Raw genomic sequence first — 25,174 nt, forward strand, 5'->3', positions numbered from 1 at the left:
ATGCGCAGGGGGAGTGTCGCCGCGCCTTTGGGGGGGGGTGGGAAAACGCCGAGGGCCCGGCCGTCCGGCCGGGCCCTCGGAAGGGGAGTGCGTGCGGGTGCGGGTCAGCGCAGGAAGCCGCGGACCTCCTCCCAGCCGTCCGCGGCGTCCCGCTCCAGCTGGTTCAGGCGGGCGGTGACGACCTGGTCGAAGCCGTCCATGAAGTACTCGTCGCCGTCGTGGGGCGCCACCTGGCCGCCGCGCTCGACGAAGTCGCGGACCACCTCGGTGAGGGAGGTGTCGGGGTCCACGCGGCCCGCGATGTACCGGGTGGCGCCGTCCAGGTCGGGGAAGCCGGCCTCGCGGTACAGGTACACGTCGCCGAGGAGGTCCACCTGCACCGACACCTGCGGGTGCGCGGTGGGCCGCATGGTGGCGGGCTTGATCCGCAGCAGTTCGGCGTCGGCCCCGGCCCGCAGGCTGTTCAGGGCGTAGCCGTAGTCGATGTGGAGTCCGGGGGTGCGCTCGTTGACCCGCTCCTCGAAGGCGTTGAGGGCCTCCTGGAGCTCGGCCCGCTCCTCCTGGGGCAGCTTGCCGTCGTCACGGCCGCTGTAGTCCTCGCGGATGTTGACGAAGTCGATCGTCCTGCCCTGCCCGGCCTCGTCGAGGTCGGCGATGAAGTCGACCAGGTCGAGCAGGCGCGAGGCGCGGCCCGGGAGCACGATGTAGGCGAAGCCGAGGTTGATCGGCGAGTCGCGTTCGGCGCGCAGCTGCTGGAAGCGGCGGAGGTTCTCGCGGACGCGGCGGAAGGCGGCCTTCTTGCCGGTGGTCTGCTCGTACTCCTCGTCGTCGAGGCCGTAGAGCGAGGTGCGGATGGCGTGCAGGCCCCACAGGCCGGGCTGGCGCTCCAGGGTCCGCTCGGTGAGCGCGAACGAGTTCGTGTAGACGGTGGGCCGCAGGCCGTGCTCGGTGGCGTGCGCGGCCAGGGTGCCGAGGCCGGGGTTGGTGAGCGGCTCCAGGCCGCCGGAGAAGTACAGGGCGTACGGGTTGCCCGCGGGTATCTCGTCGATGACCGACCGGAACATGGTGTTGCCGGCGTCGAGGGCGGACGGGTCGTAGCGGGCGCCGGTCACGCGGACGCAGAAGTGGCAGCGGAACATGCAGGTCGGGCCGGGGTAGAGGCCGACGCTGTACGGGAAGGCGGGCTTCCTGGCGAGGGCCGCGTCGAAGACGCCGCGCTGTTCGAGGGGTAGCAGGGTGTTCTTCCAGTACGCCCCCGCGGGGCCGGTCTCGACCGCGACGCGGAGCTCCGGGACCTGCCCGAACAGGGCGAGGAGGCGCCGGAAGGCGTCCCGGTCGACGCCCAGGTCCTGGCGGGCCTCCTCCAGCGGGGTGAAGGGGCTGTTGCCGTAGCGCACGGCGAGCCGGACCAGCTGCTCGGCGGTGCTCCCGGCCTCGTCGGGCGGTACGAGGCCGCCTGCGACGAGGCTCTGGCCGACGGCGTGGACCGCCGCCCCGATATCGGCTCCGGGATGCGCGCAGCGTTCGGCCGGGGCGGTGGCGGCGGGGGCAGGGGCGGTCATCAGGAGCGTCCAATCGTGGGCGTGGATGTCTGGGGGGCCGGGTCGTGGTGGCGCGCGGTCAGTTCGTGGCCCTTGGCGGCGCAGAGCCGCAGCACGTCGCCGACGCGGCGGATGTCGTCGTCGCCGACGGCGGTGCCGGTCGGCAGGGAAAGCACGCGTTCGGCGAGGCGTTCGGTGTGCGGCAGCGGGGCGTGCGTCCGGCCGCGGTACGGCTCCAGCTGGTGGCAGCCCGGGGAGAAGTAGGCGCGGGCGTGGATCCCCTCGGCCCGCAGGACGTCCAGGACGAGGTCGCGGTGGATGCCGGTGGTGTCCTCGTCGATCTCGACGATCACGTACTGGTGGTTGTTGACGCCGTGCCGGTCGTGGTCGGCGACCAGGACGCCGGGGATGTCCGCCAGCTGCGCGCGGTAGGCGGCGTGGTTGCCGCGGTTGCGGGCGGTGACCTCGGGGAACGCGTCCAGCGAGGTGAGTCCCATCGCGGCGGCGGCCTCGCTCATCTTGGCGTTGGTCCCGCCGGCCGGGCTGCCGCCGGGCAGGTCGATGCCGAAGTTGTGGAGGGCGCGGATCCGGGCGGCGAGGTCGCCGTCGTCGGTGACGACGGCGCCGCCCTCGAAGGCGTTGACGGCCTTGGTGGCGTGGAAGCTGAAGACCTCGGCGTCGCCGAGGCTGCCGGCGGGCCGGCCGTCGACCGCGCAGCCGAGGGCGTGCGCGGCGTCGAAGAACAGTCTCAGGCCGTGCTCGTCGGCGACCTTCCGCAGCTGGTCGGCGGCGCAGGGGCGGCCCCAGAGGTGGACGCCGAGGACGGCCGAGGTGCGGGGGGTGACCGCGGCGGCCACCTGCTCGGGGTCGAGGTTGCCGGTGTCCGGGTCGACGTCGGCGAAGACGGGGGTGAGGCCGATCCAGCGCATCGCGTGCGGGGTGGCGGCGAACGTCATCGACGGCATGATCACTTCGCCGGTCAGGCCGGCGGCGTGCGCGAGGAGCTGGAGTCCTGCCGTGGCGTTGCAGGTGGCCACGGCGTGCCGGACCCCGGCGAGGCCGGCGACGCGCTGCTCGAACTCGCGGACGAGCGGGCCGCCGTTGGACAGCCACTGGCCGTCGAGGGCCCGGCCGAGCCGCTCGAAGAGCTTGGCGCGGTCGATGCGGTTGGGCCGCCCCACGAGGAGCGGCTGGTCGAAAGCGGCGGGGCCGCCGAAGAATGCGAGGTCGGATAAGGCGCTTTTCACGGATGTTCCCTCCGGGCCACCGTCACGAAATGATTCGCCGATCCGGGAATCCCGAACGAGGTCGCCGCGCTCCACCGTGACGTACGACGCGATGGTCGATTGTGGTGGTCGATTTCGGGGGGACTCTAATCCGCGTGCAACGGACCGACAAGAGCGCACTGCGCGCTTCGGATGTGCTTCGGATCACATCCACTCCCCGGGTATTCCATCGGCGGCGCTAATGTGGTGATGCTTGTCAAGATCCGGGAATCAGCGGAGCCGCCGGGAGGGCCGGGGCGCGCTCCGCGGAAGAGCACGCGCGAGAAGTTCCGTTCCTCTTCCCGTTTCCGTTCCGCTTCCGGTTCCCAGTCAGGAGTTCTCAGTGCGCCGCCCCCACGAGGGAACGACCGTTTCGCCCCCGGTACTCGACCTGGCCACCCTGGGGCAGGACTTCGCGGCCGACCCCTACCCGACGTACGCGAGACTGCGCGCCGAGGGCCCGGCCCACCGGGTGCGCACCCCGGACGGGGACGAGGTGTGGCTGGTCGTCGGCTACGACCGGGCGCGCGCGGTCCTCACCGACCCGCGGTTCAGCAAGGACTGGAGGAACTCCACGACTCCGCTGACCGAGGCCGAGGCCCAGGTCAACCACAACATGCTGGAGTCCGACCCGCCGCGGCACACCCGGCTGCGCAAGCTGGTGGCCCGTGAGTTCACCATGCGCCGCGTCGAGTTGCTGCGCCCCCGCGTCGAGGAGATCGTCGACGGCCTCCTCGACGCCATGCTGGCGGCGCCCGACGGGCGCGCCGACCTGATGGAGTCCCTGGCCTGGCCGCTGCCGGTGACCGTGATCTCCGAACTCCTCGGCGTGCCCGAGCCGGAGCGCGCCGCCTTCCGCGGCTGGACCGACGCCTTCGTCTTCCCGGACGACCCTTCCGCGGCCCAGACCGCCATGGCCGAGATGAGCCGCTACCTCTCCCGGCTCATCGAATCCAAGCGCGCGCGGCCCGGCGAGGACCTGCTCGGCGCGCTCGTGCGGACCAGCGACGAGGACGGCTCCCGGCTGACCCCCGAGGAGCTGCTCGGCATGGCCCACATCCTGCTGGTCGCCGGCCACGAGACCACGGTCAACCTGATCGCCAACGGCATGCACGCGCTCCTCTCGCACCCGGACCAGCTGGCCGCCCTGCGCGCCGACATGACGCTCTTGGACGGCGCGGTGGAGGAGATGTTGCGCTACGAGGGCCCGGTGGAGTCCGCGACCTACCGCTTCCCGGTCGAGCCCGTCGACCTGGACGGCACGGTCATCCCGGCCGGCGACACGGTCCTCGTCGTCCTGGCCGACGCCCACCGCACTCCGGAGCGCTTCCCCGACCCGCACCGCTTCGACATCCGCCGGGACACCCGCGGTCATCTCGCCTTCGGCCACGGCATCCACTTCTGCCCAGGTGCCCCACTGGCCCGGATGGAGGCCCGGATCGCGGTCCGCGCCCTTCTCGAACGGTGCCCGGACCTGGCCCTGGACGTCTCCCCCGGCGAACTGGTCTGGTACCCGAACCCGATGATCCGCGGCCTCAAGGCCCTGCCGATCCGCTGGCGGCGAAGCCGGGAAGCCGGCACGCGCACCGGCTGAAACCCGCGTCCGCCGTGGCCGGGCCGTCCCGTACGGCCCGGCTGATCGGTCCCCATTCTCCGTAACAAGAGCTGGTTAGAGTGATCATCGGACGGCCGAAGGGTTCGGCACCCGGACGAGGGGGACTTCCGCGATGAATCTGGTGGAACGCGACGGGGAGATAGCCCATCTGCGGGCCGTTCTTGACGCATCCGCCGCCGGTGACGGGACGCTCTTACTCGTCTCCGGACCGGCCGGCAGCGGGAAGACGGAACTGCTGCGGTCGCTCCGGCGTCTGGCGTCCGAACGGGGCACGCCCGTGTGGACGGTCCGTGCGCTGCCGGGCGACCGCGGCGTCCCGCTGGGCGTGCTCTGCCAGTTACTCCGGAGCGCCGAGCAGCACGGTGCCGCCACGTCCGCCGTCCGCGACCTGCTGGACGCCGCCTCGCGGCGGGCCGGGAACCGCACGTCCCCGGCCGACGCCCCGCTCCGCGTCGACGAGACGCACCAACTGCACGACTGGCTGCGCTCCATCTCCCGCCGTACCCCGTTCCTCGTCGCCGTCGACGACCTGACCCACGCCGACACCGCGTCCCTGAGGTTCCTCCTCCACTGCGCCGCCCACCACGAGCAGGGCGGCATCGGCTTCGTCCTGACCGAGCGCGCGTCCCAGCGCGCCGGGTACAGGGTGTTCCGCGCGGAGCTGCTCCGCCAGCCGCACTGCCGCAGCATGTGGCTCTCCGGCCTTCCCCCCGGCGGGGTACGCCGGTTCCTCGCCCACCACTACGGCCCCGAGGCGGCCGAACGGCGAGCTCCCGCCTACCACGCGACGACCGGCGGGAACCCGCTGCTCCTCCGGGCGCTGACCCAGGACCGGCAGGCGGCCCGCACCACCCTCGGCACCGCGGGCGACGACGATCCCGTGTACGGCGACGCCTTCGCCCAGGCCGTCCTCGACTGCCTGCACCGCAGCGCCGACGGCACGCTGGAGACCGCCCGCTGGCTCGCCGTCCTCGAACAGTCCGACCCGCTCCTCGTGGAGCGGCTCACCGGCGCGACGGCCGCCGCCGTCGAGCGTCACCTCCAGGAGCTCGCCGCCATCGGCCTCCTCGACGAGGACGGCACCCTGAGGCATCCCGCGATACGCGAGGCCGCCCTCCAGGACCTGCCTGCCGCGGACCGCACCGAGCTGCACCAGCGCGCCGCGGAGCAGTTGCACCGCGACGGCGCCGACGAGGACACCGTGGCCCGCCATCTGCTCGTCGGCGGCGCCCCCGACGCCCCCTGGGCGCTGCCCCTGCTCGAACGGGGCGCGCAGCAGGCCCTGTTCGACGACCGTCTCGACGACGCGTTCCGGATCCTCGAGTTCGCCGTGCGTTCCAGCACCGACAACGCCCAGCTGGCCCGCCTCGCCCCGCATCTGGTCGCGGCCTCCTGGCGGATGAACCCGCACATGACGACCCGGGCCCTCGCGCTCTTCGACCGGCTCCTCGGCGGCGAACTGCCCCCCAGCCACCCGGTCATGGCGCTGATCCGCTGTCTCGTCTGGTACGGGCGGCTGCCCGAGGCCGCCGACGCGCTGTCCCGGCTGCGGCCCGCCACGGACGGCGACGCCCTGGAACTGTCCCTCACCCGGATGTGGCTGGCGGCGCTGTGCCCGCCGCTCCTGGAGTCCCTGCCGCCGGCGCCCGAGCCGGAGCGGGGGCCCGTGCCGGTGCGGCTCGCGCCCCGGACGACCGCGCTCCAGGCCCAGGCGGGCGTCTTCCAGCGAGGCCCGGAGAACGCGTCCGTCGCGCAGGCCGAGCAGATACTCCAGGGCTGCCGTCTTTCGGAGGAGACGTACGAGGCCCTGGAGACCGCTCTCCTGGTCCTCGTCCACGCCGACCGGCTCGACCGGGCGCTGTTCTGGTCGGACGCGCTGCTCGCCGAGGCCGCGGAGCGGCGGTCGCTGGGCTGGGAGGCGGTCTTCGCCGCGACCGGGGCGATGATCGCGATCCGCTGCGGGGACCTCCCGACGGCGCGGGAGCGGGCCGAGCTGGCGCTCTCCCACGCGGCGCCGGAGAGCTGGGGTCTCGCCGTGGGCGTGCCTCTCTCCGCGCTGCTCCTCGCGTGTACGGAGGCCGGCGAGTACGAGCAGGCGGAGCGGGTCCTGCGGCAGCCGGTGCCGGACGCGATGTTCGACTCGCGGCACGGCATGGAGTACATGCACGCCCGGGGCCGCTACTGGCTGGCGACGGGACGGCTGCACGCGGCGCTCGGCGAGTTCATGCTCTGCGGGGAGATCCTGGGCAGCTGGAACCTGGACCAGCCCTCGATCGTGCCCTGGCGGACCTCGGCCGCCGAGGTGTACCTGCGGCTCGGCAACCGCCAGAAGGCCAGAGCGCTGGCCGAGGCCCAGCTCGCCCTGGTGCGGCCCGGGCGTTCCCGCACCCGGGGGCTCACCCTGCGGGTCCTCGCGGCGGCGGCGGAAGGTCAGCAGGCGGAGCGGCTGCACGCGGAGGCGGTCGACATGCTGCACGACAGCGGGGACCGGCTCGAACACGCCCGTGCGCTGGCCGGGATGAGCCGCCACCAGCAGGCCCAGGGGGACAACTACCGGGCCCGGATGACCGCGCGGCTCGCCGGTGACATGGCCTGGGCCTGTGGCGCGTATCCGCTGGCCGAGGAGATCGTTCCGGGCCGCGGCGGCCGCCGGGCGAAGGCCGTGAACCCCGACCTCGAACTGCCGGGCGGCCCGGACGTCGGGCTGCTGTCGGAGGCCGAGCGGCGGGTCGCGGCCCTCGCGGCCAGGGGGTTGACGAACCGCCAGATAGCGCGCCGGCTCTGTGTCACCGCGAGCACGGTCGAGCAGCATCTGACGCGGGTCTACCGCAAGCTGAACGTGACCCGCCGGGCGGACCTCCCGGTGAGCCTCGCACAGGACAAGTCCGTCACCGCGTGAGGCGCGTCCCGGGAGGCCGGACGGCCTCCCGGGACGCCGGGATCACACGGTGGTGCCGAGCGGGGTGCCGACCGGTGAGCCGAGCCCGCCGCCGTCTGCTCCGTCGGCTCCGTCACAGGGCCTTGCTGAAGAGGGCGGGCGCGATCACCGCGGCCTCCGGGCCGTACGTGGCGACGAGCCGCTCGTGGAGTCCTTCCCGCGTGACCTCGTACGTCTGCGGTCCGACCGACTCCAGGGCGAAGGTGGCCATGGCGGCACCCGCCCGGGCGGCGTCGACGATCTCCAGGCCGGAGGCCAGGGCCGCCAGGAAGCCCGCGCGGAAGGCGTCGCCGCCGCCGGTGGGGTCCGCGGCGTTCGTCGCGGGCACGGCCGCGCTCTCGATGCCCGGCCCGTCGGCCGTGTCGATGCGGCACCCCTTGGCGCCGAGCGTGGTGATCCAGGTCCCGACCCGGGCGAGCACCTCCGCCTCGGTCCAGCCGGTCTTGCTGAGCAGCAGCGCCCGCTCGTACGCGTTCGTGAACAGCAGCTCGGCTCCGTCGACGAGCTCCCGGACGCTGTCGCCCTCCAGCCGGGCGAGCTGCTGCGAGGGGTCCGCGGCGCGGCGCAGGCCCAGCTCGCGGCAGACCCGGGTGTGGCGCACCATCGCCTCGGGGTCGTCCGCGCCGACGAGGACGAGGTCGAGCCCGCCGGGCCGCCGGGCCGTCTCGCCCAGGTCGATGTCGCGTGCCTCGGCCATCGCGCCCGCGTAGAACGAGGCGAGCTGGTTGCCGTCCTCGTCGGTGGTGCACATGAAGCGGGCGGTGTGCTGCCGGTCCGACACCCGTACGGCGTCGGTGTCGACGCCCGCGGCGCGGAGCAGCTGACCGTACCCGTCGAAGTCCTTGCCGACGGCGCCGACGAGGACGGGGCGGCGGCCGAGCAGGCCGAGGCCGTACGCGATGTTGGCCGCGACGCCGCCGTGCCGGATGTCGAGGGTGTCGACGAGGAAGGACAGGGACACGTGGGCGAGCTGGTCCGGCAGGATCTGCTCGGCGAAGCGGCCCGGGAAGGTCATGAGATGGTCGGTGGCGATCGACCCGGTGACGGCTATGCGCATGTCAGATCCCCGCGGCCTTCTTCAGGGCGTCCACGCGGTCCGTGCGCTCCCAGGTGAAGTCCGGCAGCTCGCGGCCGAAGTGGCCGTAGGCCGCGGTCTGCGAGTAGATCGGGCGGAGCAGGTCGAGGTCGCGGATGATCGCGGCCGGGCGGAGGTCGAAGACCTCGCCGATGGCGTTCTCGATCTTCTCGGTGTCGACCGTGTTCGTGCCGAAGGTCTCGACGAAGAGGCCGACGGGCTCGGCCTTGCCGATCGCGTAGGCGACCTGGACCTCGCAGCGCGAGGCGAGGCCCGCGGCGACGACGTTCTTCGCGACCCAGCGCATCGCGTACGCGGCCGACCGGTCGACCTTCGACGGGTCCTTGCCGGAGAAGGCGCCGCCGCCGTGCCGGGCCATGCCGCCGTACGTGTCGATGATGATCTTCCGGCCGGTGAGGCCGGCGTCGCCCATCGGGCCGCCGATCTCGAACCGCCCGGTCGGGTTCACGAGCAGCCGGTAGCCGTCGGTGTCCAGCTTGATGCCGTCCTCGACGAGCTGCGCGAGCACGTGCTCCACGACGAACTTCCGTACGTCGGGGGCGAGCAGCCCCTCCAGGTCGATGTCGGAGGCGTGCTGCGAGGACACCACGACCGTGTCGAGGCGGACCGCCCGGTCGCCGTCGTACTCGATGGTGACCTGGGTCTTGCCGTCGGGACGCAGGTACGGGATGGTCCCGTTCTTGCGGACCTCGGTGAGGCGGCGCGAGAGGCGGTGCGCGAGGTAGATGGGCAGCGGCATCAGCTCGGGCGTCTCGTCCGAGGCGTAGCCGAACATCAGGCCCTGGTCGCCCGCGCCCTGCTTGTCGAGCTCGTCGCCCTCGTCCCTCTGGGAGGCACCCTCGACCCGCTTCTCGTACGCGGTGTCCACACCCTGCGCGATGTCCGGGGACTGCGACCCGATGGACACCGACACGCCGCACGAGGCTCCGTCGAAGCCCTTCTTCGAGGAGTCGTAACCGATCTCCAGGATCTTGCTCCGGACCAGGGCGGGAATGTCCGCCCACGCCTTGGTGGTCACCTCGCCGGCGACGTGCACCAGGCCGGTGGTGATCAGCGTCTCGACGGCGACGCGCGAGGTGGGGTCCTCTCGCAGCAGTGCGTCGAGGATGGTGTCGCTGATCTGGTCAGCGATCTTGTCCGGGTGACCCTCGGTGACGGACTCCGAGGTGAACAGACGACGGGACACAACGCTCCCTGGGGTTGCAGCGGCTGCTGACGACATATGACGGGCCGGAAGCGGACCGGCCGGCGGACGGCCGAACCGGATCACATTGAAACCGTCCCGCTCCGGACACCGCCAGTGATCCTGCCCCCTGAACAGACCCGTAAATCCCCCTGCCCCACCCCCTATTGGAGCGCGCGAAGCGGAAACCGCGCGGCGACGCGACCACCCCCCTGCCTAGGGGCGTTGACGCCCCACCGTGGGGCTGATGAGGTCCCTGTGCTCCTGACCTGTGCTCCCTGACCTGTGCTCCTGACCGACCCCCGCGGCCCGGCCGCGCGCGACCCGTGGAGAGCGCCCCACATGCCCGACACCCGCACCACCGGCGAACCCGGCCGCACCCTGCCCCGGATCGCCACCGCCGCCGCGCTGGCCCTGGCCCTCGGGCTGCCCATGGCCCACCCGGCGGGCGCGGAACCGGCGGATCCGGGCCCGGCCCCGGCGCCCTCTTCGGGCAGCGCCGTCACGCCCACGCCGCAGCAGTTCGCCCACCGGGCCGACGCCGTCACCGTCACCCCGACCGTGACCCTGGTGACCGATCCGCGGACCGACCCGGCCGCCCTCCAGGTGGTCGAGAAGGCCCTGCGCGACGCGGGCGCCCGCACCCTCCAGCGCGCAGCCGCCCCCGTCCGCGGCCAACTGACCGTCCACATAGGCGGGGTGCGGGAGAACCCGGCCACGGCCGGGGCCCTTTCCGCCCTCGGCGTCCCCGGCCCGGCCGGCCTGCCCGCCGACGGCTACGTCCTCGCCGCGGGCCGCGCCGCCGACGGCACGGAGCGGATCGCGCTCTCCGGCGTGGACGCCCGGGGCACGTACTACGCCGCCCAGTCCCTGCGCCAACTCCTCCCGCGCACCGCCCTGTCCGGGGCCCGCCTGCGGGGCGTGACCGTGCGGGACTGGCCGGCCGCCCCGGCGCGCGGCGTCGTCGAGGGCTTCTACGACACCCCGTGGACCCATGCCACCCGCCTCGACCAGCTCGACTACTACGCCGAGCACAAGCTCGACACCTACATCTACTCGCCGAAGGACGACCCCTACCTCCGGGCCAAGTGGCGCGAGCCCTACCCGGCCGCCGAGGTGACCCGGATCCGGGAGCTGTCCGACCGGGCCCGCGCCCGGCACGTCGACTTCACCTACGCCGTCTCCCCCGGGCTCTCCGTCTGCTACAGCGCGCCCGAGGAGGCCCAGGCGCTGATCGCCAAGCTGGAGAGCGTCCGGGACATCGGCGTCCGCTCGTTCTCCGTACCGCTGGACGACATCAGCTACACCACCTGGAACTGCGCGGCCGACAAGGAGCGCTTCGGCACGGGCGGCGGCGCCGCGGGCGAGGCCCAGGCCCTGTTCCTGAACCGCGTGAACGACGGCCTCCGCGCCGCCCACCCGGACGCCGCCCCGCTCCAGACGGTGCCGACGGAGTACGACGACCTCGAAGCGACGCCGTACAAGAAGGCGCTCGAGACGAAGCTGGCGCCCGGCGTGCTCGTCCAGTGGACCGGCACCGCGGGCATCGCCCCGGCCATCACCCGCGCCCAGGCGGCCGAGGCCAAGCGGCTCCTCGGCCATGACGTCCTGCTCTGGGACAACTTCCCGGTCAACGACTACGTCCCCGGCCGGCTGATGCTCGGCCCGCTGGAGGGCCGCGAGAAGGGCCTCCCGCAGGACCTCGCCGGCTACACCGCGAACCCGATGCCGCAGGCCGACGCCTCCAAGATCGGCCTGTTCACGGTCGCCGAGTACCTCTGGAACGACCGCGCTTACGACCCGGCCACCGCCTGGACCGCCGCGCTGGCGGAGCGGGCGGGTGGCGACCGGCGCGTGCGGCAGGCGCTGCGGACCTTCGCCGACGGCAGCTTCTTCTCCCGGATGACCGGCCGCCAGTCCCCCGAACTCGCCGCCGCCATCGCCCGCTTCCGCAGCGCGGCGCCCGCCGACCGCACCGCCGCCACGGCCGTACTGGACGGGAAGCTCGCCGTCTTCGAGGGCGCCCCGGCCGTCCTCCGCGCCGACCTGCCCGACCGCCGCTTCGTCGAGCAGACCGGCCCCTGGCTGAACTCCGCCGAGGCCTGGGGCGCGGCGGCCCGCACCGCGCTCGCGCTGACCGGCGCCGTCCGCGACGGCGACACCGGTGAGGCCGCGCGGCTCCGCGCGCTCCTCCCCGGCCAGGTCGCGCACGCCCAGTCCTTCACGTACACCCACCTGTACGGGCTGAAGATCCCGGTGATCGTCGCGGACGGCGTCCTCGACGCCTTCGTCCTCGACGCGATCGCCGAACACGACGTCTTCCTCGGCGTCACCCCCCGCCCGAAGGGCATCACCAACCTCGAAGCGGACCAGGAGAACCTGATCCCGCACGCCGCCGACGGTAACGACGCGACGCACTTCCGCGGCCTCTGGGACCCGAAGCCCGGCGCCTGGGTCGGCCTCGACCTGCGGGCCGAGCGGGAGATCGGCAGGGTCACGCTGGCGCTCGGCGCGCCCGACCGGCCGCAGGGCCACCCCCGCCGCGGCGTGGTGGAACACTCCCTCGACGGCACGACGTGGCAGCCGCTCGGCGAGCTGTCGGGCGGCCCCGACACCGTGCTCACGGCCCCGGCCGGGACGCGGGCGCGGTACGTCAGGCTGCGGACCACCGAGGCACAGACCGGCCTGGAGACGTGGCTGACGGTGCGGGAGATCCGCGTCGGCTGACACGGCACACGGGCACGGCGAAGGGCCGGGGCGGCGGCACGCCCCGGCCCTCTCGTACGCCTCTACGCCTCTACGCCTCTACGCGCCTATGCGCCTATGCGCCTATGCGCCTATGCGCCTACGCCACGGGATCAGATCGTCGACGTGTCGATGACGAAGCGGTAGCGGACGTCGCTCGCGAGGATCCGCTCGTACGCCTCGTTGATCCGCTCCGCGCCGATCACCTCGATCTCGGCGCCGAGACCGTGCGCGGCGCAGAAGTCGAGCATCTCCTGCGTCTCGGCGATGCCGCCGATCATCGAACCGGCGAGGGTCTTGCGGCCGCCGATGAGGGAGAAGAGGTTGAGCGCGACGGGCTCCTCGGGCGCGCCGACGTTGACCAGGGCGCCGTCCGTCTTCACCAGGCTCAGGTAGGCGCCGAAGTCCAGCGGCGCGGAGACGGTGGAGATGATCAGGTCGAAGGTGCCGGCGAGCTTCGTGAAGGTCTCCGGGTCGCTCGTCGCGTAATAGTGGTCGGCGCCCAGCTTGAGGCCGTCCTCCTGCTTCTTCAGCGACTGGCTGAGGACGGTCACCTCGGCGCCGAGCGCGTGGGCGATCTTGACGCCCATGTGGCCGAGGCCGCCGAGGCCGACGATCGCGACCTTCTTGCCGGGGCCGGCCTGCCAGTGGGCGAGCGGCGAGTAGAGGGTGATGCCCGCGCAGAGCAGCGGCGCGGCCTCGTCGAGGCCGAGGCCCTCGGGGATGCGCAGGGTGTAGTTCTCGTCGACGACGATGTGGGTGGAGTAGCCGCCGTAGGTCGGCTCGCCGTTCTTGTCGAGGGCGTTGTACGTGCCGGTCCCGCCCTGCGTGCAGTACTGCTCCAGGCCCTGCTTGCAGTAGTCGCACTCGCGGCAGGAGTCGACGAAGCAGCCGACGCCGACCCGGTCGCCGACCCGGTGCTTCGTGACCCCGGAGCCGACCTCGGCGACGATGCCGGCGATCTCGTGGCCGGGGACCATCGGGAAGATGCCCTCGCCCCAGCCGTCGCGCGCCTGGTGGATGTCGGAGTGGCAGATGCCGGCGTACTTGATCTCGATGAGGACGTCGTGCTCGCCGACGGGCCGGCGCGGCACGGTGGTGCGCTCCAGCGGGGCGTTGGCGGCGGGTGCGGCGTAGGCGGTGACGGTGGTGCCGTTCGTGGTCATGACCCCAGCCTGCGCCAGGACGCCGGGATCACCCAGCCACCTGTTCTGCCTACGTCCAGCGTGCCTACCACTGGCAGGGACAGGAACGTCCGTCCGCCGGGTCGTACGACCTGGGATAATCGGGTCACATGGATCTCAGTGCCGAACTCAGCGAATTCCTGCGCTCGCGCCGGGCCCGGCTGAAGCCGGAGGACGTGGGGCTGCCGGAGTTCGGGCGCCACCGCCGCGTACCGGGGCTGCGCCGGGAGGAGCTCGCGCAGCTGGCCGGCGTGTCCGTGGCGTACTACACGCGTCTCGAACAGGGCAACGGCCGCAATGTGTCGATGGAGGTCCTGGACTCGATCGCGCGGGCGCTGCGGCTGAGCGACACGGAGCGGGCGCATCTGACGCATCTGGCGAAGCCGACGGTGAAGAAGCGGCAGCGGGCGGCGATCGCGCGTCCGCAGCGGGTCCGCCCGGGGCTCGTCCAACTTCTCGACTCGATGGACGGGGTGCCCGCGTTCCTCCTGGGCCGCCGCCTCGACATCCTGGCCTGGAACCGGATGGCGCGGGCGCTGATGGGCGACTTCGCGGCCTGGGAGCCGGACGAGCGGAACCTGGCCCGGATGATCTTCCGCGATCCGAACGCGCGCGACCTGTACATCGACTGGGAGTGCAAGGCGATCGAGGTCGTGAGCACGCTGCGGCTGTACGCGGGCTGCTACCCGGACGATCCGCTGCTGCTCGCGCTGGTGGGCGAGCTGTCGGTGAAGAGCGAGGAGTTCCGCTCGCTGTGGGCGGCGCACACGGTGGCCGACAAGGGGCACGGCACGAAGCGGCTGCGGCATCCGCTGGTGGGCGAGATGACCCTGTCGTACGAGTCTATGAAGGTGGCGGGCGACGATCCGGACCTGGTGCTCGTGACGTACCACGCGGAGCCGGGGACGGCCTCGGCGGACGCGCTGCGGCTGCTCGCGCAGTGGGGCGTGGACGAGCCGGCCCCCATACGGGAGTGAACGACGAGCCCGTCGGCGTACGGGAGTGAACGACGAGGCCCCCTCCACCAGGAGGGGGCCTCGTCCGCGTACGTGTGCCGGGGGGATCAGGCCTCCGAGCCGGCCTTCCAGTCGGCCCAGTTCATGTTCCAGCCGTTGAGGCCGTTGTCGGGGGCGATCGTCTTGTCCTTGGAGTTCTTGACGATCACGACGTCACCGACGATCGAGTGGTCGAACAGCCAGGCGGCCTGCTGGTTCGGGTCGCCGGCGCCCTTGGCGTCGTTGAGGCCGACGCAGCCGTGGCTGGTGTTGGCCGAGCCGAAGATCGAGTCCGGGCCCCAGTAGTTGCCGTGGATGAACGTGCCCGACGTGGACAGACGCATGGCGTGCGGCACGTCCTTGATGTCGTACTCGCCCTTGCCGTCGTCGTCGGTGAAGCCGACCGTGGCGCCGTTCATCCGGGTCTCCTTGAACTTCTCGGAGATCACCATCTGACCGTTGTAGGTCGGGTTCTCCGGGGAGCCGGCGGAGATCGGGATCGTCTTGATCGTCTTGCCGTCCTGGGTGACCGTCATCGTCTTGGTGGCGACGTCGACGGTGGAGACCTGGTTGCGGCCGATCTTGAAGGTGACGGTCTTCTGCTGGACGCCGAAGACGCCGTCGGCGCCCTCGACGCCGTCGAGGTCCAGCTTGAGCGTGACGGTCGAGCCCTCGGTCCAGTACTTCTCCGGGCGGAAGTCGATGCGCTGGGCGTTGAACCAGTGCCCGACGACCTCCTGGCCGGAGCTGGAGGTGACGGTGATGCCGCCCTGGACGGCCGCCTTGTCGGTGATCGCCTTGTTGAAGTTGATCGAGACGGGCATGCCGACGCCGACGGTCGAGCCGTCCTCGGGGGTGAAGTTGCCGATGAAGCTGTTCGCCTTCGAGACCGTCGTGAAGGACGAGTTCTCGTGGGCCTCCAGGCCCTCCGCGTCCACGGCGGTGGCGGCGATCTTGTAGACCGTGGCCCGCTCCAGCTGCTCGCTCGGCTTCCAGCTCAGCCCGTCGGCCGCTATCTCGCCCTTGACCGCGGTGCCCTCGGCGGACGTCATGGTGACGTCGGTGAGCTTGCCCTCGGTGACGGTGACCTTGGCGTCGTTGTTGATGGACGCGTTCTGCGTGCCGGTCTTGGGCGCGATGACGATCTGCGCCTTGGAGGTCTTCGCCGCCTCCGCGGCCTCGTCGACCTGGGACTGTGACGGTGGCGTCGGGGAGCCGGAGGCGCTGCCGCCCTTGTCGCCGTCGTTGCACGCCGAGAGCACCAATACGCCGCCGAGCACCGCGGCCGCGACCGCCAGGCTCTTGCGGCGCTTGCCGTCCGTCATCACACGCATCTCCATCGTCGCCGAGTCCTGCCAACGCTTGCTTCGCTGCTTACCTAAATACCCATGACACCCCGTCCGGTTCCGGAACCGGACGGTTTGTGGGGAACACCACTGTTCGACACGCACGGGTGGTGCGTCCGGTTCCCACGGGCATGCGAAAGGCCCCGGGACGGTGTCCCGAGGCCTGTGAACAGGTCGCTTTCCGGCCTTACGGCCGGTGCGCGCCCCTAAGCCCGGTCGTCGTCCCCGTCTTCCCCGTCTTCCGCGTCCCCATCTTCCTCTCCGAGGTCCCACTCCAGGGCATCGGGGTCGTACACGACCTCCTCTGTGCTCCAGGAGGCCTGGACCATCTCGATCCCGGGGACGTCGCGGATCAGGTCGAAAGGCTCGACGAGGTGGGCGAGGGCCTCGGCGCTGTCCTCGCGGGCGACGGCGCGGGCCTGGACGCGCTCCTCCTCCGGCATGAACTCGTCGCTGTCGATCCGGGCCTCGGCGGCCTCGCTCAGCTCGGCGGGACCGTCGATCTCCAGAACCACATCGACACGAAGCCGTACATAGCGTGCTGTCTCGGAAGTACTCATGAGTCGGAGCGTAGGGGGCGGCGGGCTCCCGGCTTTCCCGCGACCCGCTGTGTTCATTAGCATCGGCCGCACCGACCGATGCGCGGTTTCCGCAAGGGGGATCGAAATTTCCGTGTCCGCCGCCCGACGCCCACTTCTCACCGCCGCCGCGGCGGGAACGCTGCTGTGCGCCCTGTGGTTCGTACCGTCCGCCAACGCCACCGACGAACAGGGTGGTGTACGGGTCGGGACCGGCGTCGTCCAGGACGACCCGGCCGCGGGCGCCGCCCGCCTCGCGGAGACCGGAAACCTGGACACGACGCCGTACCTGCTCGGCGGGACCGGCTTCCTGGGAGTCGGCGCGGGTTTCGTGGCACTGGCGATGAGACGGCGGGGCAGGGCTTCCTGAGCCACCCGGCCCGGACATGACGGAGGGCCCGCCCCGGATTCCCGAGGCGGACCCTCCGCACTGCTCGACCTGCGCTCTCGCTTACGCCAGCGGCCCGGTGACGGGCTCCACCGCGGCGACGAGCCTGCCCGCGCTCACGAACGCGTCGGCGGCCGCCAGGTCGGGGGCGAGGAACCGGTCCGGGCCGGGCCCGGCGACACCGGCCGCGCGGAGCGCGTCGATGGCGGCCCGGGAGGCGGGCGCCGGGGTGAGACCCTCGCGGAGCTCGATGCCCCGGGTCGCGGCGTACAGCTCGACCGCGATGATCCGGTTGAGGTTGCCGATCGCCGTGCGCAGCTTGCGGGCGGCGGACCAGCCCATGGAGACGTGGTCCTCCTGCATCGCGGAGGACGGGATGGAGTCGGCGGAGGCCGGGACGGCGAGCCGCTTCATCTCGCTGACCAGCGCGGCCTGCGTGTACTGGGCGATCATCAGGCCCGAGTCGACGCCGGCGTCCTCGGCGAGGAACGGCGGCAGGCCGTGCGAGCGGTTCTTGTCGAGGAGCCGGTCGGTACGGCGCTCGGCGATCGAGCCGAGGTCGGCGGCGGCGATCGCGAGGAAGTCGAGGACGTACGCGACGGGGGCGCCGTGGAAGTTGCCGTTGGAGGCGACGCGGCCGTCGGCGAGGACGACGGGGTTGTCGACGGCGGCGGCGAGCTCGCGCTCGGCGACGAGCCGGGCGTGGGCCATGGTGTCGCGGCCGGCACCGGCGACCTGCGGGGCGCAGCGCACCGAGTAGGCGTCCTGGACGCGGGGGGCCTCGCCCGCGAGGGCGTGGCCGGTGAGGCCGGAGCCCTTGAGCACGGCCAGCATGTTGGCGGCGGCGGCGGCCTGGCCGGGGTGCGGGCGGATGGCGTGCAGCTCGGGTTCGAGGACCTTCTCGGTGCCGAGGAGGGCTTCGAGGGAGAGCGCGGCGGTGATGTCGGCCGACTTGTAGAGCGTGTCGAGGTCGGCGAGGGCCATGATCAGCATGCCGAGCATGCCGTCGGTGCCGTTGAGAAGGGCGAGGCCCTCCTTCTCCTTGAGCTCGACGGGCGCGATGCCGTGTGCGGCGAGCAGCTCGCCGGCGGGCTTCAGCTCACCGTCGGGGCCTTCCGCGTCCCCTTCGCCCATCAGGGCGAGGGCGCAGTGGGAGAGCGGGGCGAGGTCGCCGGAGCAGCCGAGGGAGCCGTACTCGTGGACGACGGGGGTGATGCCGGCGTTGAGGACGTCGGCCATGGTCTGGGCGACCTCGGGGCGGACGCCGGTGTGACCGGAGGCGACGGTCTTCAGCCGGAGGAACATCAGCGCGCGCACGACCTCGCGCTCGACGCGCGGGCCCATGCCGGCGGCGTGCGAGCGGACGATGTTGCGCTGGAGCTGGGCACGGAGCTCGTGGCTGATGTGCCGGGTGGCGAGCGCGCCGAAGCCGGTGGAGACGCCGTAGACGGGTTCGGGCTTGGCGGCGAGCGCGTCGATCACGGCCCGGGCGGCGGCGAGGGCGCGCACGGCCTCGGTCGACAGCTCGACGCGGGCGCCGTGGCGGGCGACGTCGATGACGTCCTGCGGGGTCGTGCCGGACGTGCCGAGGACGACTGTCTGCATATCCATATTCAGCACCCTACGGATTGAAGACCGACCTGTCACTAGGTGATTTTGTCACCGGCTCGACAGGGGACGACCCCTTACCGGGTCACGACGGTCGAGCCGGTGATCACCACCGGGGTTCCAGTCTGCCGTCCGAAGCCGTCAACGGCGCAGGAGCGACGCCGGCGGGGACGGGCACTCGGGCGTCCAGGGCCCCTCCATGACAAGGACCACGCCGCCACGTCCACGTGACGTCGAGACGCTCTTCCCGGAACTGGCAGCCCACCGGGGTACGACCACCCGGCTGCATCCACAACCGGGGGCACCCGGGGATGTCGGCGAGCTCCGTCGGCGGGCCGATGCCGTGGCCGCCGGACGAGCCGTGGCCGGTGTGCGGCGAGGGGGGTCGGGGGGACTCACCCGGCCAAGCCGCTAACCAAGCCCCACCCCACCGGCCTGCCACACGCCCTCCGGCCCCGGCCGCTGCCCGAGCCCTGGCGTGACCCCGGCCCCCGGACCGCCCTCCGAGAGTTTTTGCGCAGCTTCCGCCACCGGGTCAAGGGTGGCCGCAGGCCATCGCATCGCGACGCCGAAGGCGCCCTTGACGCGGCGGTGGAAGCTGCGACTCTCGGAAAGAGGGCGGTCCCACCAGAAGCCCACGAAGCAGGCCCACCCCCAGAGCCTCGCCCCCGCCCCGAGCGCCTTCGTAGCGAGCAAGTGTGCGGATCGGCAGCGCACTTCACTCGTACGGGCGGTCTTCACTCTGCGTGTCGTTGCGGGCATATGTCGTGCGGTGCGTTCGCAACAAATCGGCCCCCGTCGACGCGCTGGTCGGTCCCGGTGTCGGACCCGTGTGTAAGCGTGTAGCGCGAAGCATGCGACGTGTTGGAGGGGGAACGGTGGCAGCAAAAAGTGACGGCTGGGCTGGCATGGGCTGGGATTGGACGGATGTCGACGACATTCGCCGGCGTCTCGACGAAGGCGCCGATCCAGAGAAATGGAGCGGGGGCCGACCGCTGCATCGCGCAGCAGTGTTCGGGTCCTCGGAGGTCGTCGCGGAGTTGGCTGGTCGAGTTGCGCATGTGGACGCGCTGGAGAACGGGGTGACGGCACTCTGGGAGGCCGTCGTGTCCAGGAAGCCGGAAAACGCACGAGCCCTCACCGCTGCCGGGGCCGATCCTTGGCGGCTGTCGATCGGCGCCTGGTCACCGGGGCGGCTGAGCCTGGCTGGACCGACGCCGGGCCTGTTCTCGGTACCGGAACGGGTGGGCCTGACCGACACGGAGCGTGCGGCAGCGGAAGAGGCCAATCGGCTCACCACGGCACTGGGCACATTCCACTACGACGGTACGGGGCTGGCCTGCGTGGCCGGCATCGACGCGGCCGAGGCGGTGCGCCGTCTGGAGGCAGCGCCGGTGGAGGACGAAGTCCTCGATGAACTGCTGGAAGATCCGTACGAGTACGGCATGGACGAGAGTTTGCAGATCATCGGCGTGACGTCCGTACCGGGCGGCTGCGTCGTCACACAGCCCTGGGGATACGCGCCGCAAATGCCGGGCGTGCTGACCCGGTTGTCTGCCGACACGGTCTGCTACGGCCTGTACGCCAATCCCAAGAGCGGCAACCAAGGCAGCATCGCCCGTCATGGAACTGTCGAGGGCTGGGACCTGCACCCGGGCGGGGGACCGCACGAGAACGACACTTCCGAGGAAGTGTTGGCTTCGTACCTCTACCAGCACAGCGCCGTGGCCTACTCCTGCGCCTTTGCAGGACTGCGGCCGGCCGACAGGCGTGCCGTGGTCGGACCTCCCGATGTGTGGGTCGAACTGCCCCGCCGCGACTACTGGAGTCACTGACGCGGACAGAGCGCTCAACTGGCAGCTTTCCCTCCCGCCGCACTCCCGGCAGACCCTGTCCGAGACCGCCAAGCACGCCCGCATCGGGGCCTGTTCCTTCGCTCGTGCCAAGCTGCAGCTCAAGCAGGGGCAGGCACCCCTCACCGGCAGGCGCACCGGACCCGCTCACCGTCCGGGTGCGGGGCTACGGGGCGAGCCCCGCGGCCTCACCCCCGCACAGCGCCTCCCCGTACAGCGTCGACAAGGCGCCGTCGATGGGGTGGGGCTGCGGTACGCCGGAGGAGTCCGGCTTGTTCCACCTCTGGAGGTTGACGGCTACGGACATCTGGCGCTTGCCGTCGGCCCGGGTCAGGGAGATCGTCCCGGCGCCCCAGACCGAGCCGTCGTGGCCCCAGAACGTGCCGCAGTCCTTGGTGACCTTGTGCAGGCCGAGCCCGTACTCGATCATCGATCCGTCCAGGGCGATGACCGGGACCGTGCGCTGCATCTGCGCCAGTGACGCCCTGCTGACGATCCCGCCGCCCAGGAGCCGGGCGTAGAAGCGGTTGAGATCCTCCGTGGTCGAGACGAGCGCGGCGCCCGTGCCCGTCCACGACATGTCGTAGACGCTGTAGTCGCGCGGCGGGTCGATCAGGCCGTAGAAGGCCTCGTACATCCGGGAGTGCGGTCCCTCGATGCGCGGCCCGGACGGGAAGGCGGTGTGCCGGAGGCCGGCGCGCTCGATGACGTTCCGGGTGATGTACTCCTCCGCCGGGGTGCCGGTCACCTCCTCCAGGAGTTGGCCGAGGAGCAGCCAGTTGGTGTTCGAGTACACCCCCGGAAGGGCCCCCGGTTCACCGGCGGGCGGCGCCGCGAGCCCCATCTCGATCAGCTCTTCCGGGCGGAACCGCCGGAACCGGTTGTCGTCGAGGCTCTCGGTCGAGATGTCCGGCAGGGAAGGGAACGCCGCGAGCGACGGGAACGCGTAGCGGACGTAGTCGGGGATGCCGCTGGTGTTGTCGAGCAGCATCCGGACCGTGATCCTCATGCCGCGCTCCCCCGGCACCAGCCGAGGCAGGTAGCCGCCGATCGGCGCGTCGAGCCGGATCCGGCCCTGCTCGACCTGCTGCATGACGGCGGCGGCGGTGAAGGTCTTGGTGATGCTGCCGACGCGCTGCCGCATGTCCGCCGTGACGGGGCGGCCGGTCGTGACATCGGCGACGCCCGAAGCGCCGCGCCATGTCCGGCCGTTGTCGCGCACCTCGGCGAACACCCCCGGAACCCCGGCACGGTGGACACCGTCCAGGGCGGACTTCAGCGCCACACGGTCGAGGGCGGGGGCGGGAGCGGGAGCGGGGCGGGGGCCGGGAGCGGGGCGGGGGCCGGGGGCGGGAGCCGCCGCGACCGTGCCCGCGCAGGCGACCAGCGCGGCCACGGTCGCGCACACCACCGTTCGGAGCTTCATGACGTACGTCCTTTCACTGTCGACGACGAGGAGGAAGTGCGATGTCCACGGCTCACTCGGCCAGCGCGCGGCGCAGGGCCGCCCCGAGTTCGGCGATCTGCCGCTGCGAGACCTCGGCGGAGAGGATCGCCTGCGATCCGTGGAAGGTGCCGGGCCACTGGTGGAGCTCGACCGGCACACCCGCCTGCATCAGACGCAGCGCGTAGGCGATGCCCTCGTCGCGGTTCGGGCAGAACTCCGCGGTGGCGATGTACGCCGGTGGCAGGCCGGACAGATCGTCGGCCCGGGCGGGCGCGGCGTACGGGCCGGCCGGCCGGCCGCCCAGGTAGTGCCGCCACGACGCGGCGACCGTGGCGCTGGTGATCCAGGGCGTGTCGGTGAAGTGCACCGACGACCACGTCTCCTGACGGTCGTCGAGGCTCGGCTGGTTGAGCGCCTGGAACCGGATCGCGGGACCCCGCTCGTCCCGCGCCCGCAGGGCCAGCGCGGCCGCGAGGTTAGCACCGGCGCTGTGCCCGCCGACCGCGATCCGCGCCGGGTCGGTGCCGAGTGCGTCCGCGCGCCCGGCCGCCCAGGCCAGTACGGCGCAGGCGTCGTCCAGGGCCGCCGGGTACGGGTCCTCGGGTGCCAGGCGGTACCCCACCGAGACGACCACCGCGCCGGAGAGGTCGGCGACCCGGGCGGCCCACGGATGCTCGGTGTCGAGGTCGCCGAAGACCCCGCCGCCGCCGTGCAGCCAGACGACGGCGCCCTGCGCCCGGTGGGGGCGGTAGACCCGTACGGGCACGTCCGGTGCGCCGGGGACCGTGTGGTCCTCGACGTCCATCCGCGAGGTGTCCGGAGCCGGCGCGGCGGCGGCGCGGGCGGCGAAGTCCGCGCGCCCGGCGACCGGGTCGCTCATGTCCATGAGCGGGAGGAACGGGAGGAACGGTTCGAGTTCGGGATCCATGACGGCCATCCTGGGCGGCGCGCCCCGGGGAGGTCATCCGACGTCCGTCGCGCATCCCGCGCCGAAATCCCGCCGATCGGCGCGCCCTTGCTCTCCACCCCCGCCTATCCTTCCGGCATGGAGGCACTGGCCGTACGACTGTCGGGACTGGATCCGCACGTCGGCGGCGCGATCCGCATCATCGCGTTCTACGACACGCTGATGCGCCGGCGCGTGGATCTGGCGGCGCTCGCGCGGGCCTCGGCAGGTCTGGCCGAGTGCACGGCCGGGATCCGGCTCCACGGCACGGGTCAGGTGATCCGACTCGCGCCCGACGGCAGGCCGCCGGCCGGCCCGCCGGCGCCCGCGTCCTCCACGACGCCGATCACTCTCGACGACGAGGAGATCGGCACGGTGTGGCTGGAGCGCCACGGTCTTCCGAACCCGCTCGACGACGTGCTCCTCGACCGGCTGGCCATCGCCGCCGCCGGGGTCGTCGAGCGCCACGGCCCGGCGCGGACGACCATGGCCGACCCCGCGCTCGTCGAGCTGGCCATCGGCTCCGACACCGACGAGGCGGCCAGAGCCCGGGCGTTACGGCTCCTGGGGTTCGCCGCCGGCGTGCCGGTCCACGTCGTCGCCGTCCGTACACGGCTCCCGCTCGACCGGCTCGGCGCCCTGCTCTGCCCGGCGCGCCCGGTGAAGGCGGCACCACTCGCCGACGTGGGCGTCGTCCTGGCCACCGCGCTCGACCCGGCCGGGTTTCCGGCGGACGTCCGCGCGGGCATCGGCGACGCGGGAAGCCCCGACCGGTCCTGGCGGCAGGCCCGCACCGCCCTCCGCTTCACCACCGCGCGCGAGCCCGTCGTCCGCTACCCGGACCTGGGCGCGCTGGCCCTCCTGGCCGACGTCCCCCCGGACGTCGCACGGGACAACGCCGACGTGGCCGCCGTCGCCCGGCTCGCCGCCGGTCCGGAGGATCTGGAGACGCTGGACACCTACTGCGCCACCGGCTCCCTGCGCCGGGCCGCCGACCTCCTCCATCTGCACCACAGCAGCATCGCCCGCCGGCTGGAGCAGATCTCGAAGACCCTGGGCATCGACGTCACCTGCCCCACCGGCCTGACCCGGGCCAGGCTCGCCCTCACCGCGTGGCGGCTGCTCGGCGACTGAACGCCCGTCGGGGCAGTCGGGGCAGTCGGGGCCGTCCGGTCAGGGCTCCCGAGGCGGACCCTCCGGCGGCCCGTCGGGCAACGGCCCCGGCGACGGCTCGGGCAGCGAACCGGGCAAGGGATCCGGCAGCGGCCCCACCGACGACGGCGGCTCCACCGGTGGCGCGTCCCGGAAGCGGCGGCGGTCGCGGGCGCCGGGCGGGGCGTCGGCGAGGCGGATGACCGTGCCGTCGCGGCCCGCCACGACCGGCTTCGCCGAGCGCGCGGCCTTCGCCTGGTACTGGGCGGCGTCCGCGAGCCGGAAGAGGCGGCGCGCCGACCTGAGCGGCCCGATGGGGTCGCCCGTGGACGCCACCCCGCAGGCCACGCCCTCGCCGAGCTCCAGCTCCGCCGCCCGTACGCAGAGCTCCTCGGCGACGGCGACGACCTCGTCCGCCGTCGGGCCGACCGTGAGGAGGCAGAACTCGTCGCCGCCGAGGCGGGCCGCGAGCGCGCCGGGGAGCCGGGCCCCGCAGCGGGAGAGCACGGAGCCGAAGCGTTCGAGGAGCCGGTCGCCGACGGCGTGGCCGTGGGTGTCGTTGACGCGCTTGAGGCCGTTGAGGTCGCAGACCAGCAGGCTCACGACGGAGCCGTCGACCCGGTAGCGCTCGATGGCCTCGTCCAGGCGGGTGTCGACGGCCCGGCGGTTGGCGAGGCCGGTGAGCGGATCGGTGAACGCGAGCTTGCGGACCTCCTCCAGGCGTTCGGCCTGGGCGATGCCGGCCGCGACGACCGCCGCGAGGACGGTCGCGAAGTCGGCGTCCTCGCGGGTGAAAGGTTTCGCCTCGGGTGGGCGGGCGACGTACAGCTCGCCCCAGGCCCGCCCGTGCAGCACGATCGGGGCGACCACGCAGCAGCCCCGTCCGCGCTTGCGCAGACCCGTCACTCGGCCGGTCGGGACCCGGTCGCCGGCGGTCTCCACCCAGGCGTCCGGCTCGCCGCCGCCCGCCCATTGCTCGTGCAGGAACTCGGTGATCTCGGGGAACTGGTGCACCGGATACGTCTCCGAGTCCGGGAACTCCTCCTCGCCCGCGGCCCGCTCCCCGGCGTTGACCAGGACCTTCAGCCGGCCGAGGTCCCGCTCCCAGACGGAGAGGGCCGCGAAGGTCCCGTCGAGCCCGTCGCAGGACCCGAGCGCCGCCGCCCGCCAGAATTCGCGTGGAGTGTGCGCCGCCGCCATCCCCTGCGCCAGCGCCACTACGGCCCGCAGCCGCACATCCTCACCCATTCCTCCAGCTTAGGGAGTATTAGTCCGTTTTCCCTCGCGAGACGTC

General features: G+C 72.6%; 18 protein-coding genes. 7 read left to right on the forward strand and 11 right to left on the reverse strand.

All coding sequences use genetic code 11. The features are described 5' to 3' along the window. Positions 1-104: 104 nt before the first annotated feature. Positions 105-1,562, reverse strand: a complete 1,458-nt coding sequence (desII, locus tag OG357_RS14235) for a dTDP-4-amino-4,6-dideoxy-D-glucose ammonia-lyase (RefSeq protein WP_329621504.1) — start codon at positions 1,560-1,562, stop codon at positions 105-107. Next, complete coding sequence (locus OG357_RS14240; protein WP_329621505.1) at positions 1,562-2,788, reverse strand: dTDP-4-dehydro-6-deoxyglucose aminotransferase; 1,227 nt, start codon at positions 2,786-2,788, stop codon at positions 1,562-1,564. Before OG357_RS14240 ends, desII begins: the two co-directional genes overlap by 1 nt. A gap of 361 nt (positions 2,789-3,149) precedes the next feature. Here OG357_RS14240 and OG357_RS14245 point away from each other — a divergent pair, with 361 nt between their 5' ends. Both OG357_RS14245 and OG357_RS14250 read left to right on the forward strand, forming a co-directional pair. Continuing rightward, complete coding sequence (locus tag OG357_RS14245; protein WP_329621506.1) at positions 3,150-4,400, forward strand: cytochrome P450 family protein; 1,251 nt, start codon at positions 3,150-3,152, stop codon at positions 4,398-4,400. A gap of 133 nt (positions 4,401-4,533) precedes the next feature. Continuing rightward, a complete protein-coding gene (locus OG357_RS14250; protein ID WP_329621507.1) occupies positions 4,534-7,320 on the forward strand; it encodes an ATP-binding protein in 2,787 nt (928 codons plus the stop codon). Positions 7,321-7,432: 112 nt separating this feature from the next. Here OG357_RS14250 and OG357_RS14255 read toward each other — a convergent pair whose 3' ends face one another. After that, the gene (locus tag OG357_RS14255; protein WP_329621508.1) at positions 7,433-8,416 is read right to left on the reverse strand and encodes a carbohydrate kinase family protein; all 984 of its coding nucleotides are present in this window, start codon (positions 8,414-8,416) and stop codon (positions 7,433-7,435) included. A gap of 1 nt (position 8,417) precedes the next feature. Beyond that, positions 8,418-9,641, reverse strand: a complete 1,224-nt coding sequence (metK, locus tag OG357_RS14260; RefSeq protein ID WP_329621509.1) for a methionine adenosyltransferase — start codon at positions 9,639-9,641, stop codon at positions 8,418-8,420. A gap of 339 nt (positions 9,642-9,980) precedes the next feature. Here metK and OG357_RS14265 point away from each other — a divergent pair, with 339 nt between their 5' ends. Next, a complete protein-coding gene (locus OG357_RS14265) occupies positions 9,981-12,365 on the forward strand; it encodes a beta-N-acetylglucosaminidase domain-containing protein (protein ID WP_329621510.1) in 2,385 nt (794 codons plus the stop codon). Between the two features lie 131 nt (positions 12,366-12,496). Here the strand turns inward: OG357_RS14265 and OG357_RS14270 are convergent, their stop codons facing one another. Next, positions 12,497-13,549, reverse strand: a complete 1,053-nt coding sequence (locus tag OG357_RS14270) for an NAD(P)-dependent alcohol dehydrogenase (protein WP_329621511.1) — start codon at positions 13,547-13,549, stop codon at positions 12,497-12,499. Positions 13,550-13,677: 128 nt separating this feature from the next. Here OG357_RS14270 and OG357_RS14275 point away from each other — a divergent pair, with 128 nt between their 5' ends. After that, the gene (locus tag OG357_RS14275) at positions 13,678-14,544 is read left to right on the forward strand and encodes a helix-turn-helix domain-containing protein (RefSeq protein WP_329621512.1); all 867 of its coding nucleotides are present in this window, start codon (positions 13,678-13,680) and stop codon (positions 14,542-14,544) included. An 86-nt stretch (positions 14,545-14,630) separates the two neighbouring features. Here the strand turns inward: OG357_RS14275 and OG357_RS14280 are convergent, their stop codons facing one another. Both OG357_RS14280 and OG357_RS14285 read right to left on the reverse strand, forming a co-directional pair. Beyond that, the gene (locus tag OG357_RS14280) at positions 14,631-15,902 is read right to left on the reverse strand and encodes a L,D-transpeptidase (protein WP_329621513.1); all 1,272 of its coding nucleotides are present in this window, start codon (positions 15,900-15,902) and stop codon (positions 14,631-14,633) included. Between the two features lie 212 nt (positions 15,903-16,114). Next, positions 16,115-16,468 carry a hypothetical protein gene (locus OG357_RS14285; RefSeq protein WP_329621514.1) on the reverse strand — a complete coding sequence of 118 codons (354 nt, stop codon included), beginning with the start codon at positions 16,466-16,468 and terminating at the stop codon, positions 16,115-16,117. A gap of 112 nt (positions 16,469-16,580) precedes the next feature. Here OG357_RS14285 and OG357_RS14290 point away from each other — a divergent pair, with 112 nt between their 5' ends. Then, on the forward strand, positions 16,581-16,856 hold the full coding sequence (locus OG357_RS14290) for a hypothetical protein (protein ID WP_329621515.1): 276 nt from the start codon (positions 16,581-16,583) through the stop codon (positions 16,854-16,856). A gap of 81 nt (positions 16,857-16,937) precedes the next feature. On the opposite strand, the gene hutH is transcribed toward OG357_RS14290, so the two are convergent. Beyond that, positions 16,938-18,479, reverse strand: a complete 1,542-nt coding sequence (hutH, locus tag OG357_RS14295) for a histidine ammonia-lyase (RefSeq protein ID WP_329625592.1) — start codon at positions 18,477-18,479, stop codon at positions 16,938-16,940. Between the two features lie 881 nt (positions 18,480-19,360). Here hutH and OG357_RS14305 point away from each other — a divergent pair. Further along, positions 19,361-20,317, forward strand: a complete 957-nt coding sequence (locus OG357_RS14305; RefSeq protein ID WP_329621516.1) for an ankyrin repeat domain-containing protein — start codon at positions 19,361-19,363, stop codon at positions 20,315-20,317. A 184-nt stretch (positions 20,318-20,501) separates the two neighbouring features. Here OG357_RS14305 and OG357_RS14310 read toward each other — a convergent pair whose 3' ends face one another. After that, complete coding sequence (locus OG357_RS14310; protein ID WP_329621517.1) at positions 20,502-21,761, reverse strand: serine hydrolase domain-containing protein; 1,260 nt, start codon at positions 21,759-21,761, stop codon at positions 20,502-20,504. Positions 21,762-21,813: 52 nt separating this feature from the next. Further along, positions 21,814-22,710, reverse strand: a complete 897-nt coding sequence (locus OG357_RS14315; RefSeq protein ID WP_329621518.1) for an alpha/beta hydrolase — start codon at positions 22,708-22,710, stop codon at positions 21,814-21,816. 117 nt (positions 22,711-22,827) lie between these two features. Here OG357_RS14315 and OG357_RS14320 point away from each other — a divergent pair, with 117 nt between their 5' ends. Next, entirely contained in the window at positions 22,828-23,862 is a 1,035-nt protein-coding gene (locus OG357_RS14320; protein WP_329621519.1) for a PucR family transcriptional regulator, read from the forward strand. A gap of 39 nt (positions 23,863-23,901) precedes the next feature. Here the strand turns inward: OG357_RS14320 and OG357_RS14325 are convergent, their stop codons facing one another. After that, the gene (locus tag OG357_RS14325; protein WP_329621520.1) at positions 23,902-25,128 is read right to left on the reverse strand and encodes a GGDEF domain-containing protein; all 1,227 of its coding nucleotides are present in this window, start codon (positions 25,126-25,128) and stop codon (positions 23,902-23,904) included. Positions 25,129-25,174: the final 46 nt, after the last annotated feature.

This window comes from Streptomyces sp. NBC_01255 (genome assembly GCF_036226445.1).
Lineage (GTDB): Bacteria > Actinomycetota > Actinomycetes > Streptomycetales > Streptomycetaceae > Streptomyces.

What these genes read in the sequence shown, in the direction of transcription:
- desII (WP_329621504.1), bottom strand. Translation starts at nt 1,562, where the DNA reads ATGACCGCCCCTGCCCCCGCCGCCACCGCCCCGGCCGAACGCTGCGCG.
- OG357_RS14250 (WP_329621507.1), top strand. Translation starts at nt 4,534, where the DNA reads ATGAATCTGGTGGAACGCGACGGGGAGATAGCCCATCTGCGGGCCGTT.
- OG357_RS14255 (WP_329621508.1), bottom strand. Translation starts at nt 8,416, where the DNA reads ATGCGCATAGCCGTCACCGGGTCGATCGCCACCGACCATCTCATGACC.
- OG357_RS14265 (WP_329621510.1), top strand. Translation starts at nt 9,981, where the DNA reads ATGCCCGACACCCGCACCACCGGCGAACCCGGCCGCACCCTGCCCCGG.
- OG357_RS14270 (WP_329621511.1), bottom strand. Translation starts at nt 13,549, where the DNA reads ATGACCACGAACGGCACCACCGTCACCGCCTACGCCGCACCCGCCGCC.
- OG357_RS14275 (WP_329621512.1), top strand. Translation starts at nt 13,678, where the DNA reads ATGGATCTCAGTGCCGAACTCAGCGAATTCCTGCGCTCGCGCCGGGCC.
- OG357_RS14280 (WP_329621513.1), bottom strand. Translation starts at nt 15,902, where the DNA reads ATGGAGATGCGTGTGATGACGGACGGCAAGCGCCGCAAGAGCCTGGCG.
- OG357_RS14285 (WP_329621514.1), bottom strand. Translation starts at nt 16,468, where the DNA reads ATGAGTACTTCCGAGACAGCACGCTATGTACGGCTTCGTGTCGATGTG.
- hutH (WP_329625592.1), bottom strand. Translation starts at nt 18,479, where the DNA reads ATGCAGACAGTCGTCCTCGGCACGTCCGGCACGACCCCGCAGGACGTC.
- OG357_RS14310 (WP_329621517.1), bottom strand. Translation starts at nt 21,761, where the DNA reads ATGAAGCTCCGAACGGTGGTGTGCGCGACCGTGGCCGCGCTGGTCGCC.
- OG357_RS14315 (WP_329621518.1), bottom strand. Translation starts at nt 22,710, where the DNA reads ATGGATCCCGAACTCGAACCGTTCCTCCCGTTCCTCCCGCTCATGGAC.
- OG357_RS14320 (WP_329621519.1), top strand. Translation starts at nt 22,828, where the DNA reads ATGGAGGCACTGGCCGTACGACTGTCGGGACTGGATCCGCACGTCGGC.
- OG357_RS14325 (WP_329621520.1), bottom strand. Translation starts at nt 25,128, where the DNA reads ATGGGTGAGGATGTGCGGCTGCGGGCCGTAGTGGCGCTGGCGCAGGGG.